14 protein-coding genes and 1 pseudogene are annotated in these 16,357 nt (G+C 63.4%); 10 read left to right on the plus strand and 5 right to left on the minus strand.

What is annotated here, in order from left to right; genetic code table 11:
- The 3 genes and pseudogenes from EN906_RS05650 to EN906_RS05660 form a co-directional block, all read right to left on the minus strand.
- A pseudogene (locus EN906_RS05650) lies at window positions 1-388 on the minus strand (ABC transporter permease); the annotation flags it as partial.
- Window positions 385-1,269, minus strand: coding sequence for an ABC transporter permease (locus EN906_RS05655; protein WP_127270231.1), 885 nt, complete (start codon window positions 1,267-1,269; stop codon window positions 385-387). The pseudogene EN906_RS05650 and the gene EN906_RS05655, both read right to left, overlap by 4 nt.
- A 104-nt stretch (window positions 1,270-1,373) precedes the next feature.
- Window positions 1,374-2,654: an FAD-dependent oxidoreductase gene (locus tag EN906_RS05660; protein ID WP_127270233.1), complete on the minus strand. Its 1,281-nt coding sequence runs from the start codon at window positions 2,652-2,654 to the stop codon at window positions 1,374-1,376.
- Window positions 2,655-2,891: 237 nt separating this feature from the next.
- On the opposite strand from EN906_RS05660, the gene EN906_RS05665 reads away from it, so the two are divergent.
- From EN906_RS05665 to EN906_RS05685, 5 genes are all read left to right on the plus strand, one after another.
- A complete protein-coding gene (locus EN906_RS05665) occupies window positions 2,892-4,049 on the plus strand; it encodes a fumarylacetoacetate hydrolase family protein (protein ID WP_127269324.1) in 1,158 nt (385 codons plus the stop codon).
- Between the two features lie 344 nt (window positions 4,050-4,393).
- Window positions 4,394-5,329 carry a substrate-binding domain-containing protein gene (locus EN906_RS05670; RefSeq protein ID WP_013532868.1) on the plus strand — a complete coding sequence of 312 codons (936 nt, stop codon included), beginning with the start codon at window positions 4,394-4,396 and terminating at the stop codon, window positions 5,327-5,329.
- 114 nt (window positions 5,330-5,443) lie between these two features.
- Entirely contained in the window at window positions 5,444-6,430 is a 987-nt protein-coding gene (locus tag EN906_RS05675) for an ABC transporter permease (RefSeq protein ID WP_127269325.1), read from the plus strand.
- 3 nt (window positions 6,431-6,433) lie between these two features.
- Complete coding sequence (locus EN906_RS05680) at window positions 6,434-7,225, plus strand: ATP-binding cassette domain-containing protein (RefSeq protein ID WP_127269326.1); 792 nt, start codon at window positions 6,434-6,436, stop codon at window positions 7,223-7,225.
- A gap of 137 nt (window positions 7,226-7,362) precedes the next feature.
- Window positions 7,363-8,385, plus strand: coding sequence for a LacI family DNA-binding transcriptional regulator (locus tag EN906_RS05685; RefSeq protein ID WP_127270236.1), 1,023 nt, complete (start codon window positions 7,363-7,365; stop codon window positions 8,383-8,385).
- A gap of 329 nt (window positions 8,386-8,714) precedes the next feature.
- Here the strand turns inward: EN906_RS05685 and EN906_RS05695 are convergent, their stop codons facing one another.
- The gene (locus tag EN906_RS05695) at window positions 8,715-9,305 is read right to left on the minus strand and encodes a TetR/AcrR family transcriptional regulator (protein WP_127270239.1); all 591 of its coding nucleotides are present in this window, start codon (window positions 9,303-9,305) and stop codon (window positions 8,715-8,717) included.
- A 242-nt stretch (window positions 9,306-9,547) separates the two neighbouring features.
- Here EN906_RS05695 and EN906_RS05700 point away from each other — a divergent pair, with 242 nt between their 5' ends.
- From EN906_RS05700 to EN906_RS05710, 3 genes are read left to right on the plus strand one after another with little or no spacing between them, the layout of a single operon-like run.
- Window positions 9,548-9,802 carry a hypothetical protein gene (locus tag EN906_RS05700; protein ID WP_127270242.1) on the plus strand — a complete coding sequence of 85 codons (255 nt, stop codon included), beginning with the start codon at window positions 9,548-9,550 and terminating at the stop codon, window positions 9,800-9,802.
- A complete protein-coding gene (locus EN906_RS05705) occupies window positions 9,796-12,972 on the plus strand; it encodes a multidrug efflux RND transporter permease subunit (RefSeq protein WP_127270244.1) in 3,177 nt (1,058 codons plus the stop codon). Before EN906_RS05700 ends, EN906_RS05705 begins: the two co-directional genes overlap by 7 nt.
- 15 nt (window positions 12,973-12,987) lie before the next feature.
- The gene (locus tag EN906_RS05710) at window positions 12,988-14,139 is read left to right on the plus strand and encodes an efflux RND transporter periplasmic adaptor subunit (protein ID WP_127268585.1); all 1,152 of its coding nucleotides are present in this window, start codon (window positions 12,988-12,990) and stop codon (window positions 14,137-14,139) included.
- Between the two features lie 22 nt (window positions 14,140-14,161).
- Here EN906_RS05710 and EN906_RS05715 read toward each other — a convergent pair whose 3' ends face one another.
- Window positions 14,162-15,094, minus strand: coding sequence for a LysR substrate-binding domain-containing protein (locus EN906_RS05715; RefSeq protein ID WP_127268584.1), 933 nt, complete (start codon window positions 15,092-15,094; stop codon window positions 14,162-14,164).
- 102 nt (window positions 15,095-15,196) lie between these two features.
- On the opposite strand from EN906_RS05715, the gene EN906_RS05720 reads away from it, so the two are divergent.
- Window positions 15,197-15,985, plus strand: coding sequence for a 2OG-Fe(II) oxygenase (locus EN906_RS05720; RefSeq protein ID WP_127268583.1), 789 nt, complete (start codon window positions 15,197-15,199; stop codon window positions 15,983-15,985).
- Between the two features lie 107 nt (window positions 15,986-16,092).
- The coding region (locus EN906_RS05725; protein ID WP_164777105.1) for a GntR family transcriptional regulator at window positions 16,093-16,357 on the plus strand (265 nt) is incomplete at its 3' end.

Genomic DNA, 16,357 nt, shown 5'->3' on the forward strand with positions numbered 1-16,357 from the left:
CAATGAGGTTGATGAGGATCAGCAGCGATATGCCGACGATGACGCCGGGGATCAGGATCGGCAGCCGGGCGATGGCGCTGATGGTGGCGGCCAGCGGCGAGCGGCCATAGAGGTCCATGTAGGATACGGTGATGCCGCACAGCGTCGCGCCCGTGGCGGCAATGGCGCCGATGACGAGGCTGTTCAAGAGTGCACCAGTCAGCGCCGAATTGCCGAACAGTGTCGCGTACCATTGCAAGGTGAAGCCTTGCAGTGGAAACGCTGCCTGGATCGAGTTGTTGAAGGAAAACAGCGGGATCAGCAGCACCGGCAGATAGAGAAAGACCAGATAGGCGACGACGTAGACGCCGAGCCAGCGGCCGCCTCCCTGCGTGCGTGCAGCGCTCATGTGCGGCTGCCAAATCTGCGGTCGGCGAAACGCGCGACCAGCACCACGCACAGGATGACCAGCATGACGGCGACGGAGAGTGCGGCGCCGAACGGCCAGTCATTGGCCTTGCCGAATTGCGCCTGGATCAGCGTGCCGATCATGGTGCTGGCCGGGCCGCCGACGAGCGCCGGCGTGACATAGTCACCGACCGTCGGCACGAAGACGACAAGGGCTGCCGCCAGCACGCCCGGCATCGAATTGGGCAGCACGACACGGCGGAAAGAGGTGAATGGCCGCGCGCCGAGATCGGAAGCGGCCTCGATCAGCGATTTCGGGATGGTGTCCAGCGCCACATAGATCGGCAGGATGGCGAACGGTGCATAGGCGTGCGCGAGCGTGACGACGACGGCGGCCGGCGTGTTGAGAAAGGCCAATGTCGGCTCGGACCAGATACCGCTTTCGATCAGCGCCGAGTTCAAAACGCCATTGTAGGCGAGCACGATCTTCCAGGCGAAGACGCGCAGGAGATAGCTGGTCCAGAACGGCAGCGTCACCAGGAACAGCAGCAGGCCGCGCCGCCGGCCGGCGTGGAAGGCAAGGTAGTAGGCGACGGGATAAGCGGTGACGACGGTCGCCAGCGTGACCAGAGCGGCAATGATCAGCGAGCGCAGCGTCACCGTCCAGTACAGCGGATCGGACACCACAGTGACAAAATTCGCCACGGTGAAGCCGGCGCCGAGCAGCGAACCGTCATTGCCGCGGAAGGCGAGAAAAAGCACGAGGCCGAGGGCAAACAGGATCAGCAGGAAAGTGACCAGAGCGCCCGGCAGCAGCATGGCGACCCGGAAGCCCTGAGAAGACCGGACCTCTGGCGCTGATGTTGCAACTAGGGTCGACATCCACCTGCCTATCGGGATTTTGAAATTGGCTTAGAGTTTTTCATATCCATGAAACTGTCAAGCAGAATCCTCTAACGGAACCCCAAGGAGATGAAGCGCCCTGGTCAGCGCTCCAACGCATCGAGCAGACGGTACCAGGCGATGGTCGCGGCGACGCCGACCTGACGGAAGGCGTGAAACGGGATCGGCCGGATCGGCGAGACCGGGAAAGGCAATTGCCTGGCGTCGCCACTTTGGAGGTAGCCGGCGATGCGCTCGCCAAGCGCGGTCATCAGGCCGACACCACGACCCTGGCAGCCGGCCACGGCCAGCAGGCCCTGCTCCGGCTCATGGATGTGCGGCAGATGGTCCGGCGTCATCGCCACGCGGCCGAACCAGCGCTTCTCGATGGCGACACCGGACAGCACGGGATAGAGCCGCCGCAGCGCCCGCTCGAGATGCGCCCAGTCGCCGGCGCTCGTCGGCAGCGCCATGCGACCCCGGCCGCCAAGCACCAGCCGGCCGTCGGCGCTCTTGCGGTAGTAGACGAGGATGCGCCTGGAGTCCGACACCGCCTGCCCTTCCGGCAGGATCGTGGCCGCCAGATCGGGCGACAGCGGCGCTGTGGCGATCTGAAAGGAATGCAGCGGCACGATCGTCTGAGCGAGACCGGGGATCAGACCGTCCGTATAGGCGTTTGTCGCCAGCACGACCGCCTTTGCCTGCAATTGCACCCCGTTTTCAGTTGAAACACGCCAAACGCCGGCGCTGTTGTCTAGCCGAACCACCTTCTGGTGTCCGGCTACCCTCACTCCAGCCGCGGTCGCGACCCGGGCAAATTCCGACGTGTAGGCGAGCGGATCGATCACACCGGCGCGGCGGTCGAGCCAGCCGCCGAGATAGCCCTGCGCACCGGTCCTGGCCGCGATCTCCGCTGCATCGAGCAACCGGACGTCGGCACCACGCGCGTGCCATTGCCGGTCGCGGTTCGCCGCCGCCTTCAGCGCGGCCTCCGTGTGCGCCGCCTGGATCCAGCCATTGCGGACGAACGGCACCGCCAGCTTCTCGTCGCGGATCAGCTCGAACACCGCATCGGCAGTCGACGCCGCGAAATTGACGAGCGCCTCGCCGCGCTCCGGGCCAAAATGCTCCAGCAGCCATTCCGGATCGTATTTCAGGCCGGGAATGACCTGACCGCCATTCAAGCCCGATGCGCCCTGGCCGATCTCGCCGGCGTCCAGCACCTGCACCGACAGGCCAAGCCGGGCGGCATGCAAGGCGGTCGACAAGCCCATGATGCCACCGCCAACGATGGCGAGATCGACACGTTCGCCATTGGGAAGCCATTGAAACGTGGAAGCTGTCTGTGGCTTGCGCCAGATCGGATCGGAGAATGCTGTCGCCAAAGGTCACCTGACTGCGCTGCGATTGGTGAAAATCCTAGTCAGAATTTCACAATTTTGAAAGAGCGCCCTGGCTTTCGTCTGTGGACTGCCGCCGAGACGATCGGAGACCCAGAGTTCCGATCGCCCGCGACGGGATAGACCTTTGACGGGAATCCGGTGAAAGTGCCGCGCCGATCCGGCCAACCCACATTGACGATCACTTCGCCACATTGTCGATCACTCAGAGGACAGAGCGCTATGACGAACCCGACCCACCTGCCCACAGAGGGCCTTTTTGTCGGACGCGCCAGAAGCAGCGATGCCGCATACCCGCTGGTCGTCGCGGTGCGCGATGGCACGGTCTTCGACATCACCTCGCGTGCGGCACCAACCATGCGCGACCTTTGCGAGATGGCCGACCCGGCTGGGCATGTCCGCTCGGCCGAAGGCAGACCGATCGGATCGCTCGATGACATCGCCGCCAACAGTTTTGAAACCGGGCGCGATCCAGCAAAACCCTACCTGCTCTCCCCGGTCGACCTGCAGGCGGTCAAGGCATCGGGCGTCACCTTCGTCGTCAGCCTGCTGGAACGGGTGATCGAGGAACAGGCGCGTGGTTCGGCTGAAAAAGCCGATGCCATCCGCGCCGACATCGCAGGACTGATCGGCCACGACCTGTCGAAGCTGAAGCCCGGTTCGCCCGAAGCGATGGAGATCAAGGCCAAGCTGATTTCGCGCGGCGCCTGGTCGCAATATCTGGAAGTGGGCATCGGCCCCGATGCCGAGATCTTCACCAAGTGCCAGCCGATGGCCTCGGTGGGCTTCGGCGCCGATGTCGGGCTGCACCCGGTGTCGACCTGGAATAATCCGGAACCCGAGATCGCCATGATCGCCGCCTCCAGCGGCCGGATCGTCGGCGCGACCATCGGCAACGACGTCAATCTGCGCGACGTCGAAGGGCGTTCGGCGCTGCTGCTCGGCAAGGCCAAGGACAACAATGCCTCGGCCTCACTCGGCCCCTTCATCCGCCTATTCGACGACAAATTCTCCATCGATGACGTCAAGCGCGCCGTCGTGCGCCTGAAAGTCGAGGGCGAGGACGGGTTCTCGCTGGAGGGCGCAAGCTCGATGGCGGAGATCAGCCGCTCGCCGGAGGAACTGGTCGCCGCGGCCATGGGGCCGCACCACCAGTATCCGGACGGGCTGGCGCTCTATCTCGGCACCATGTTCGTTCCGTCCAAGGATCGCGGCGAGAAGGGCAAGGGATTTACCCACAAGGTCGGCGACATCGTCACCATCTCGTCGGAAAAATTCGGCGCGCTGGTCAACCGCGTGCAGCTGTCGCCGGACTGTCCGCACTGGACCTACGGCGCCAGCCATCTGATGCGGGAGCTGGCCAGAGCCGATCTGATCTAGCAACTGGTGTCGTCGACGCCCTGCCAAGCGCTGCGGACCTGGTCCCGTGGGCGCAGGATGGTCGCCGGCGTGACCCTTGTCGGCGCAGGCCGCGTTCGCGCGACCCTAAACAATCACGCCAATTATCCGACAGTCGGAAAATCACCTCAGCTGATGCAATCTGATGGGACCGCTGATGACGCCCCGTCAGGCGCCCACTACACCTGCAGATGGAGGCTTGGCAGATGGAGGCTTGCCATCCGTCGAAAAAGGGGATGCTCTGACGCATTCAACCGGCGCTGGCAAAAAGACGCGGAACAAGGGACGGATTTTGAACTGACGATCTACAAACGGGAGGAAATCAAATGCTGACACGGCTAAGACTCGTTCTATACGGCCTGTTGGTGGCGCTGATGGTGGTACCAGCAGCGGCACAGGCCAAGACGTTCTACTGGATTTCGCACGGCGGTCCGGCCGATCCGGTCTGGACCTACTTCCTGGCCGGCGCCAAGCAATGGGCCAAGGACACCGGCAACACGGTCAACACCTCGTTCCACAATGGCGATGTCGCCTCGCAGCAGGAAGCGGTTCGCGCCGCCCTCTCCGCCAAGGCCGATGGTATCGTCACCACGAGCCCCGATCCGGGCAGCCTGATCGAGATCGTCAAGGAAGCGCGTGCGGCGAAAGTGCCGATCATCAATTTCAACACGCCTGATCCGAAGGCCGACTTCAACGCCTATGTCGGTGGCGACAATGTCACCTTCGGCAAGCATTGGGCGCAGTATCTGGTCGACAAAGGCCTGGTGAAGAAAGGCGACTTCGTCTGGATGCCGGTCGAAATCCCCGGCGCCACCTATGGCGTGCAGGAAGAAGAAGGCATCAAGAGCGTCTTCGAGCCGCTCGGTATCACCTATGAAATCACGGAAGCCACGCTTGATCAGGCTGAAGTGATCAACCGCATGGTCGACTACCTCACGGCCAACAAGGCCAAGGTCAAGGCGATCATCGGCCTGGGCGATCTCGTCACCGGCTCGATCAAGCGGGTGTTCGACCAGGTCGGCATCAAGCCGGGCGAAATCCCGGTCGTCGGCTGGGGCAATTCGCTCGACACCACCCAGGAAGTGCTGAACGGCTATGTCAATGCCGGCCAGTGGCAGGACCCGCAGGCGACCAGCTATGTCGCGCTTTCGCTGGCCAATATGGCCGCCGGCGGCATTCCTCCGGGCTTCAACGTCATCACCGGCGCGCTCTACGAAAAAGACACCGCGCAAATCTACGATGACATCCTGTCCGGCAAGTAACATCCAATCCTAGCAGTCGCGGCCGCCCAACGGTCGCGACTGGCTCTCCATTTCGCCGAGCCCTTCGCACGCGATGTGCAACGCTCAGCCTTCCACTCATGTCGCGGATTGCCTGTGGAAAATCATTCGCTCGTCCAACGCCTGATCGCACGGCCGGAATTCGGCCCTTTCGTGCTGCTCGTCGTCGAGATCGCCGTTTTCTGGAGTTTCAACCACGACTTCCTGTCGCCGCAGAACATCTCCAACACGCTGGCCTTCACGGTCGAGCTCGGCCTGATCGCGCTGGCGATGACGCTGTTGATGACATCGGGCGAGTTCGACCTCTCGGTCGGTTCCCTATTCGGCTTCTCGCCGGTCTTGATGTGGACCCTGTTCAACAGCGGCCTGACCTCGCTCGAGGTCGGCTTTGTCGCCGCGCTGCTGGTCGCCGCCTTCATCGGGCTGGTCAATGGCTGGTTCGTGACGCAGCTCAAGATCCCGTCCTTCCTGGTGACGCTCGGCATGCTGCTGGTGGTGCGCGGCACCGCTCTTTTCGTCACCGATGGTTTTCCGCAGCGCACCTGGACCGCGGAAGGCAGCTGGCTGGCGGAAGTGCTGGTCGGCGATTTCTTCATCGGCCCGTTCCGCATCTACATGTCGCTGTTCTGGTTCATCGCCGCGGCGATCGGGCTCGGCTATGTGCTGACGCAAAGCCGCACCGGCAACTGGATCCAGGCGGCCGGCGGCAACCCGAGTGCTGCAAGGGCGCGCGGCGTCAATGTCAGCGGCGTCAAGATCGGCCTGTTCGTGCTGTCGTCGGTCATGGCCTCGCTTGCCGGCGTCATCTCTTCGCTGCGCACTTCCGCCGCCAACCCCAACAGCGGTACCGGCTATGAGTTGGAAGTCATCGCCATGGTGGTGATCGGCGGTACCGCCCTGACCGGCGGGCGCGGCACGATCATCGGCACCGTGCTCGGCATCCTGATCCTACGCGTGATGCGCAACGGCATCGTGCTGATCGGCGTGCCCGGTCTTGCCTACAACATCTTCATCGGCGCCATCATCCTCGGCATGATGGCGCTGCATTCATGGCTGGAACGCCGGCACCAGGCGGGGACTTGAACCATGGCCGAGCCACTGATCCGCATGACGAGCATCCGCAAGTCCTATGGCCGCGTGCAGGCGCTGGAGGATGCCAATTTCCATGTCAATGAACGGGAGATCGTCGGCTTGCTCGGCGACAATGGCGCCGGCAAGTCGACGCTGATCAAGGTGCTCTCGGGTGCCGTTCCGCTGACCAGCGGCGATATCTTCATTCGCGGCAAGAAGGTGAGCCTGCGCAGCACCAGCGACGCCATCGCCCACGGCATCGAGACGATCTACCAGGACTCGGCGCTGGTGACGCAACTGTCGATCGCCCGCAATCTGTTCCTCGGGCGCGAGCCGATCAAGCCGCCGCGCTTCCTCAACCGGATGGACCAGGATGCGATGAACACGGTTGCTCGCGACTTGCTCAAGCAGGTCGGCATCTCGAAGAACATCCCGCCGACGACGCCGATCGGCTCGCTCTCCGGCGGCGAGCGCCAGGCGGTGGCGATCGCGCGCGCCATGCATTTCGACAGCGACCTGATCATTCTCGACGAGCCGACCAACAATCTCGGCGTCGCCGAAACACAGGGTGTGCTGAGCTTCGTGCGCAGCGCCCGCGATTCCGGCCATTCCTGCATTTTCATCGCCCACAACATCCACCATGTCTTCCAGGTGGTCGACCGCATCGTCGTCATGCGCCGCGGCAAGGTGGTTGCTGACGACATAGACCCCAAGAAGACCAGCGTGGCGGAGGTCGAACGGATCATCACCGGCATGTCGGACAAGGAGATCCGCGATGCCATCGCCGATGGCAAGCCATCGCACTGAGAATGGTGATGGGCGGCAATCACCCGTCACCTCAGATCGCATCGCTTGTCTGACGCGCCATCGCATGGCGAACAGGATTGCAGCATGAAAGCCACAGTTTCGGATACCGCACGCAACTGCGGGCTGTGGGTTACGGCATGAAAGCCACTGTCTCCGATATCGCTCGTAGCTGCGGGCTATCGACCGCAACGGTCGACCGGGTGCTCAACAACCGGCCGGGTGCGAGTGCGGCCAACCGCCAGCGCGTCATGGAGGCGGCCAAGCAGCTCGGCTATCTGCCGGTCGCCGATCAGGTAACGCTGCCCTCGCGGCCCGCCCACCTTGAATTCCTGCTGCCGATCGGCAGCAATGCCTTCATGCGCGATCTCGCCGGGCATATCGAGGACTACGCCGCGCGCCTGCCGCTTGTCGCCTCGTGCCGGATCCACAACCTCGCCGGTATCTCGCCGAACGCGCTGCAGAGCGCTGTCGAAAACCTGTCGCTCAGGGCCAATGGCGTCGGCGTGATCGCCGTCGATCATCCGCGTACGCGCAACATCCTGCGCGACATCGTCGATGCCGGGATGCGTCTGGTGACGCTGGTGTCCGATGTTCCGGCGGCACCGCGCGCGGCCTATGTCGGCATCGACAACCGGGTGGCGGGACGAACGGCGGCGCTGCTGATGGGACGCTTCCTTGGCGGCCGCACCGGCCATCTGGCGATGGTCGTCGGCTCACGTTCCTATCGTGGCCACGAGGAACGCGAGATGGGTTTCCGCTCGGTGCTCAGTGAGGAGTTTCCCAATCTGACCGTCAGCAGCGCCGTTGAGGTCAACGACGAGCCCGATGCCAGCTACACCGAGACCATGAAGGCGCTGCACGACGAGCCGGAACTGCTTGGCATCTATTGCGTCGGAGCTGGACATTCGGGCGTTGCAAAGGCGATCCGCGAGGCCAGGCCGAACCGCAAGCCGGTGTTCATCTGCCACGATCTGACCAAGGACACGCGCGGTCATCTCGTCGACGACCTGCTCGATATCGTCATCGACCAGAATGCACGGCTGATCGCGGAGCAGTCGGTCATCCGCCTGCTCGGCTCGATCGCCTCCTCGGCACCCTATCTGACGCGCAAGTTCATCGAACCGCGCTTGATCTTCAGGGAAAACGTCCCGGGGCAGTAATGCGAAATGGCTTGGCTAAACCGGGTTTCCGGATTTGTACGATAATTGGCACGGCAAATCTGCACAGCAGCTATGCAAGTTTCTTTGTTGCCGAATCGTTGGGCAACTCGTAGGTTCTGGTTGTCGGCCATCTACTCCTCCCAGATGCGATGCCGACGCTGAATGGGGTGCACCTCCTCCCGCGCCACATTCGAAAATCGAGCCCGCTGCCACCTCCTCCCGGCAGCGGGCTTTTTTCGTTTGGCCGACAGGGATGACGGCACAGCGACACCAAAGCGCGCCCAGTCATCACGCGATGAATGGCGCACATGGACAGGCGACAGGTCACCTCAACCGGCGGCGGCGCCCCTGAAAGAAACGATCAATCCTTCAGCCATGCGCACGAACTGCGTGCTCGGACCTTCCGACCCCACGGTCTGCACGCTAACCCGCGCGCCCTCGAGCAGAAGCGACAGCGTATCGGCGAGCAGTTCAGCCTGGCCGATGCCCGCATCCCGACATAGCGTCACAAGGCGCTCGCGCTGGGCTTCCTTGAGCTCCTTGATCACCAGCCTGGCCGGATGGTCCGGCTCGGTCAGCTCAGCGGCGGCGTTGGCCATGTCGCAGCCGCGCCCATCCGCATTGAGCATGGCAGCCGCCTTGCGAACCCAGGCATGCAGCTGGGCAAGCTTGTCACCAGGAAATTCGGCCTCGAACGCATCCCACATAGCGCCCGCCTTGGCCGCATTGGCGCGCAGGCATTCGACGATCAGTTCGTCCTTGGATTCGAAGTGACGATAGAGCGTCATCTTGTTCGTGCCGGCAGCTTCGGTGATGGCGTCGACGCCGACACCCTTGATGCCATGCTTGTGGAACATGTCGCGTGCCGTCTCCAGGATCCGATCCCGGGGACGAGAGCGCTCCACGATGCCGTCTGCCATCATGATCTCCTTTCGTTTCCAAAAAACCCTCGGCCACCTCTTGACTAGGGTGTTACCGGTCTGTAACTTCCAGAATGTTACTTACTGGTAACACCTATATCGTCCACCGTCAATAACAAGGCCGTGAACTGGCCCTGCCGACGAGAGGGACAAGAAACTGCCAATCATGCGGCCTCGGCCGGTGAAAAGATGAAAACGGTTCGCGAGCACGTGCTGCGAATCGACAGACAAGGAGCCGGCCAATGCCACAGCGCCGCGATCTTACCATAGATGAAGCCGTCCGGGATCCGATGATCCGGCTGGTCATGAGAGCCGATGGCGTCGACCCGCGCGCCTTCGAGACGATGCTGCGCTCGCTTGCCGATGCGCAGCGCAACGAGGTGCCGTTGCTGCATTCGCGGGACGACCTCGGTGACAAGCGCGGTCAAAGACTGTCCAGCGTCGCCAGCGCCTTCGGGCGGGCAAGAGCAGCCGGGGAGGCTTGCGTCTCGTGGTAAACTTTTTCATCCACCGTCCGATCTTCGCCTCGGCGATCGCCATCATCATGGTGCTCGCCGGGTCGATTTGTTATTTCCTGCTGCCCGTCTCGCAGTTTCCCGACATCACGCCGCCGCAGGTCGTGGTCAGCGCCCACTATCCAGGCGCCAGCGCGCAAGTGGTGGCCGATACGGTGACGACGCCGCTGGAGCAGCAGATCAACGGCGTGCAAGGCATGACCTACATGTCGTCGACGAGCTCCAATGACGGCTCCTCGACCATCACCATCACCTTCGATGTCGGCTATTCGCTGAGCACCGCCGCCGTCGACGTGCAGAACCGCGTCTCGCAGGCCGCCTCGTCGCTGCCGGCGATCGTCAACCAGGGCGGCGTGACGATCAAGAAGCAGAACCCGAACTTCGTCCTCATCGTCAACCTGACTTCGCCCGACAGTTCGGTCGATCCGGTGGCGCTGAGCAACCTTGCCTATCTGCAGGTGGTCGATCCGCTGAAGCGCCTGCCCGGCGTCGGCGATGTGCAGATCTTCGGCGAGCGGCGCTATTCGATGCGCGTCTGGCTCGATCCCGACAAGCTCGCCAATCTCGGCATCACCGCGGTCGATGTGCAGAACGCCATCGCCGAGCAGAATGTCCAGGTGGCGGCCGGCAAGATCGGCCAATCGCCGGCCCCCGCCGGCACCGCCTTCGAGATGCAGGTCAACGCCGTCGGCCGGTTGAGCGATCCAAAGGAATTCGGCGACATCGTCGTGCGCGCCAACACCGACACCGGCTCGCTGGTCAGGCTGCGCGACGTCGCCCGCATCGAGCTCGGCGCACTGCAATATTCGTCGTCGGCCTTCTTCGGCAAGGACCCGACCGTGGTGCTCGCCGTCTACCAGATGCCCGGCTCCAACGCGCTCGATCTGCAGCAGCGCGTCAAGGACAAGATGCAGGAGCTGTCGGGCCGCTTCCCGAAGGGCGTGTCCTATGCAATGCACTACGACACGACGCGCTTCGTCTCGGCGTCGATGCATGACGTGCTGATCACGCTCGGCGAAGCGCTGGTGCTGGTCGTCGCCGTGGTGTTCCTCTTCCTGCAAAGCTGGCGCACGACGATCATCCCGACCATCGCCATTCCGGTGTCGCTGGTGGCGACGCTGGTCGTCATGGAGATGCTCGGCTTCTCGCTCAACATGCTCTCCCTGCTCGGCATGGTGCTGGCGATCGGCCTCGTCGTCGACGACGCCATCGTCGTGGTTGAGAATGTCGAACGACAGCTGGAGGCCGGACTCAAGCCGCTTGCGGCGACCAAGGCCGCAATGCGCGAGGTCACCGGACCGATCATCGCCACCACCGCGGTGCTGATGGCGGTGTTCGTGCCGGTCGCCTTCATTCCCGGCGTCTCCGGCAAGCTCTACAACCAGTTCGCGCTGACGGTGGCGATTTCCGTCGGCATCTCGGCCTTCAACTCGTTGACGCTCAGTCCCGCGCTCAGCGCGGCCTTCCTGCGGCATCGCGGCGAGACGCAGTTCGCCCCGTTCCGCTGGTTCAACACCGGCTTCGACAGGCTATCGCACGCCTACGCCAATGGCGTACGCATTCTCATCCGCTTGCGCTGGATCATGCTCGGCCTGTTCGCGGCCGGCCTGGTCGCCACCTACTTCGTCTGGCAGCGCCTGCCCTCGACCTTCCTTCCGGTCGAGGACCAGGGCTATTTCTTCGTCGTCATCCAGTTGCCCGACGGCGCGTCGCTGGAACGCACCGACGCGGTGGCGCAGAAGGCGCGTGACATCCTGCAGGCGACGCCCGGCGTCGAGATTGTCGGCTCGATCAGCGGCCTGAATTTCCTGACCAGTGCGGCGCAGTCGAATTCGGCGGTCGAATTCGCCATCCTGAAGCCGTGGGAGGAGCGCGGCCCCGACCAGAGTGCATCGAAGCTCGTCGCCGATGTGCGCGGCAAGCTGATGCAGATTCCGGAAGCTTTCGCGCTGAGCTTCGATCCGCCTTCTATCCCGGGTATCGGCACCACAGGCGGCTTCGAATTCGTCGTCGAGGATCTGACCGGCCGCGGCAGTTCAGCCCTCAACGATGCGACGCAAGCCGTGATCGCCGAGGCGCGCAAGCAGCCCGAAATCAACCCGCAGCAGCTGTTCTCGCCATTCTCGACCTCGACGCCGCAGTTCAACTACGACCTCGACCGCAGCAAGGCCAAACTGCTCGGCCTCAATCTGCCCGATGTCTTCAACACGCTGCAGATCTATCTCGGCTCGCTCTACGTCAACGACTTCAACCTGTTCGGCCGCACCTTCCGGGTGACCATCCAGGCCGACAAGGATGCACGTGCGGGTGCCGCCGACATTTCGCGGCTCTATGTGCGCAATGCCTCCGGCGGCATGGTGCCGCTCTCGACGCTGGGCAAACTCGTGCCCTTCGTCGGCCCGGAGACGGTGCCGCATTACAACAACAATGCCTCGGCCTCGATCAATGGCGGTGCCGCACCCGGCTTTTCCTCGGGCCAGGCGGTTGCCGCGATGGAACGGGCCGCCGCCATTGCGCTGCCAAGGGATTTCGGTTTCGAATGGACCGGCATCACCTTCCAGGAGCTCAAGGCAGGATCGATCGCGTCCGTCGTCTTCGGCCTCGCCATCGTCTTCGTCTTCCTGATCTTGGCGATGCAGTATGAGAGCTGGGCGATGCCGTTCATGGTGCTGTTGGCGGTGCCACTGGCCCTGTTCGGCGCCTTCGTGGCCCTGTTGCTGCGTGGCATGCAGATCGACGTCTACTCGCAGATAGGCTTCGTCATGCTGATCGGCCTGGCGGCCAAGAACGCGATCCTGATCGTCGAATTCGCAAGGCGACGGCGCGAAGAAGGCCTCAGCATCGTCGACGCGGCGATGGAGGCGGCACGGCTCCGGCTGCGGCCGATCCTGATGACGGCTTTCGCCTTCATCCTCGGCGTGCTGCCGCTGATGTTTGCCACCGGTGCCGGCGCGGCAAGCCGGCAGTCGATCGGCACCACCGTGTTCGGCGGCATGGTCGCAGCGACCATCCTGTCGCTGGTGTTCGTGCCGGTGTTCTACGCGGTCATCGAGCAGCTGCGCGAACGCCGCGGCAATGACGAGCCCGCCTCTCAAGACAATGAACCAACGACTGAGCCCGCCTTGCGCCCCCTGGCGGAAGCGGCCGAATAAGATTGGAGACTGATCATGCGTAAATGGAAAATCGCGTTGGGAACGGCCGTCGCGCTGGGAGCGATCTCGGTGGCCAGCGTCCACCTGCTCGACATGGGCAACCTCAGCCTCAATGCCGGCACGGCCGCGGCGACGCCTGCTCCGGCGGCATTCGTCATGCCGGTGCCGGTGGTTAGTGTCGTCAAGAAGACGATCCCGATCTACCTGGACTATGCCGCGCGGACGGAACCGATCCGCAGCATCACCTTGCAGGCCAGGATTCCGGGCTATCTGCAGGAGCAGACCGCAGCCGACGGCGTCGACGTCCGGCAAGGCGATCTTCTCTACAAGATCTCGCCTGACGACTTCCAGGCGGCTCTCGACCAGGCCAAGGCGCAAGTGCAGCGCGATACGGCGACGCTCGACTATGCCCGCTCCAACCTCGGTCGCGGCACCGAGCTCGCCAAGAGCGGCTACCTCGCCAAGGACGGCTTCGACCAGCGCACCAGCACCTTGCGCGAGGCACAGGCGTCGCTGGCGGTCAATCAGGCGGCGGTCCGCACGGCAGAGCTCAATTTGAGCTACGCTGAAATCCGGGCGCCGTTTGGCGGGCGTCTCGGCCGCAACCAGGCTTCGGTCGGAACGCTGGTCAGCGTTGCCGGCACCGTGCTCAACACGCTGGTGCAACTCGATCCGATCTATGTCACCTTCAACCCGAGCGAGACGGATCTGGCCGAGATCGAGCAAGCCCGCGCGAACGGCCCGATCGAAGTGGAGGTGCTGCTCCCCGGCCAGACCGAGGCCAGCCAGAAGGGCGAGCTTACCTTCATCGACAATTCGGTCGACCGCTCGACCGGCACGATCACGGCGCGCGCAACGATCGGTAACGGCAAGTTCACGCTGCTGCCCGGCCAATATGTTCGTGTCCGGCTGCATGTGAGAGAGCAGGCCGACGCGCTGATGGTGCCGCAGACGGCGCTGGGCTCGAGCCAGCTCGGCAAATATCTCTATGTCGTCGGCAAGGACAACACGGTCGACCAGCGGCTGGTTTCGCTCGGACCGACGAGCGGCGGTCAGGTCGCCATCCTCAGCGGCGTCGCCGAGGGCGACCAGGTGATCACGGGCAATCTGCAGAAGATCGGACCCGGAGCGCCTGTATCGCCGATACCGGAAAAGCCGGCCACCTGAACACCCCCGTCAGGACCCGGCTTCAGCGCGGCGCCCCGACCTTCCCACAGGTCGCGGGCGCCGCTCGACTGAGCAGTTCCACCAGACCGGCAACATCGGCGCGGTCGGCCTTGGCCACCGGCATGAATGCACAGTAGGGATGCCCGAGGCGCACGGAGACGGAGGAGAGCGCAATCAGCCGACCGGCCTCCAGATCGGCGCGCGCCATGACCCGCTGGCCAAGCGCGATGCCCAGGCCCAGCCTTGCCGAGGCGATCGCAAGGCTGGACAGGCCGACGCGCCGCCCGTGCGACGGGTCGGGTGAGCGGCTGCCGCCGGAGGCCGCAAACCAGTCAGCCCAGGTCGGGTGCGAGGCATAGTTCGGCCCCCAATTGGTGTGGATGAACTGGCTCTCGTGCAAATCCGCCAGACTGGTATCGCCATTGCCGTGCCGGTGCCAGAATTCCGGTGCGCAGACAGGCAGGACGTCGTCATGGACGAGACGGACGAGTTTCAATCCGGGATAGTGATAATCGCCATAGCTGATGCGCAGGTCGATGTTCTGGCGCATCAGGTCGACCGGATCGTCCTCGACCCGAACGTCGATCGCCATCTGCGGAAAGGCATCGAGAAGTACCGCCAGCCTCGGCGCCAGCCACAGTTCGGCCAGCGAGAACGGCACGCTGACGACCAGGCGCGTCCGCATCCCGCCCTCCAGCATACGCTGGCCTATAGCGGCGATGTCTCCCAAAGCCTTCGCGGTCTGCGGATAGATAGCGTGGCCGGCATCGGTGAGCGCGATGCGGTTGCCGGTGCGCACGAACAATTGCTTGCCGAACCAGTTCTCAAGATTGCGTATCTGCTGGCTGACCGCTGCAGAGGACACGCCGAGTTCAGAAGCGGCCAAGGTGAAGCTGCCGGCACGGGCGGCAACTTCAAAAGCCTTGATCGCATTCAGCGGCGGCAACCGTTCCACAACAGATCCATAAGTTTTTCTTGCTCAATCCTAATTATTTTCGACGTTGAGAGAAAGATTTTTTTGCCGTCTCATAGGCTCGAAACCTTCGGAGCCATGACGATGAAAGACATCCTCGATCTCGACCGCTATCCGCTCGACCGCGAAGGCAGCGCCGAATGGCAGCGCCTTGTCGAACAATCCGTCGCCGCGCTCGAAGCCGACGGCATGTTCAATCTGGAAGGGTTTTTGCGCCCCGGCGTGGCGGAACAAGCCGTGCGCGAAATCCAGCCGGTGATGGCCGCGCGCTCGCATGTGCACAAGCGGATGCACAACATCTACTTCAAGCCTGACATTCCCGAGCTTGCACCCGACCATCCGGCGCTGCGCAAGGTGGAGACCATCAGCCACACCGTCTGTGCCGACCAGATTCCGGCCAGCGTCGTGCTCGCCATCTACGAATACGAACCGCTGCTGCGCTTCCTGGCGGCGACGATGGGCAAGACCAGGCTGCATGTCATGCAGGATCCGTTGGCGCGAACCAATGTCATGGCCTATCGCGCCGGCGAGGCTTTGAACTGGCATTTCGATCGCTCCGAATTCACGACGACGCTGCTGCTGCAGGCAGCGGAATACGGCGGCGACCTCGAATACCGCACCGATCTGCGATCTGACGGCAATCCCAACTATGACGGCGTCGCAAGGCTGCTGGACGGGCGCGATCCCGATGCAAAGATCCTGCGCATGAAGCCCGGCACGCTGAATGTCTTCCGCGGCAAAAACACCGCGCATCGCGTCACCACGGTCGAAGGCGAGCGCGAGCGCATGATCGCGGTGTTTTCCTACTATGAAAAGCCCGGCGTGGTGTTCAGCCCCGAGGAGCGGGTCGGCTTCTACGGCCGTGCCGCCTGAGACCGAAAGGCCGACATGCCAACGGCCCCCAAGAATCCGAAGATGACCTCTTGTTAGATTGTCGACAATCTGCTTGTCTTGCTTTCGATTTCCCTGGGAGTGGCCGAATGGCGAAAGCGGATTTCAGTCCGATTGCGGACACGACGCGACGCGCCGAGATCGTCGCGCTGTTGCGGCGTGCGATCCTGACCGGGCAGCTCGCACCCGGCCAGAAGCTCAACGAGCTGCGGATTTCCGAACAGATGCGGGTCAGCCGCGCGCCGTTGCGCGAGGCAATGCGCGAACTGGTCCAGGAAGGCATCCTGACCAGCATCCCCTATGCCGGCACCTTCGTCATCGAGGTCACAGCCAAGGACATCGACGATGCCTATT

This window comes from Mesorhizobium sp. M7A.F.Ca.CA.004.06.1.1 (assembly GCF_003999135.1).
Taxonomy (GTDB): Bacteria; Pseudomonadota; Alphaproteobacteria; order Rhizobiales; family Rhizobiaceae; genus Mesorhizobium.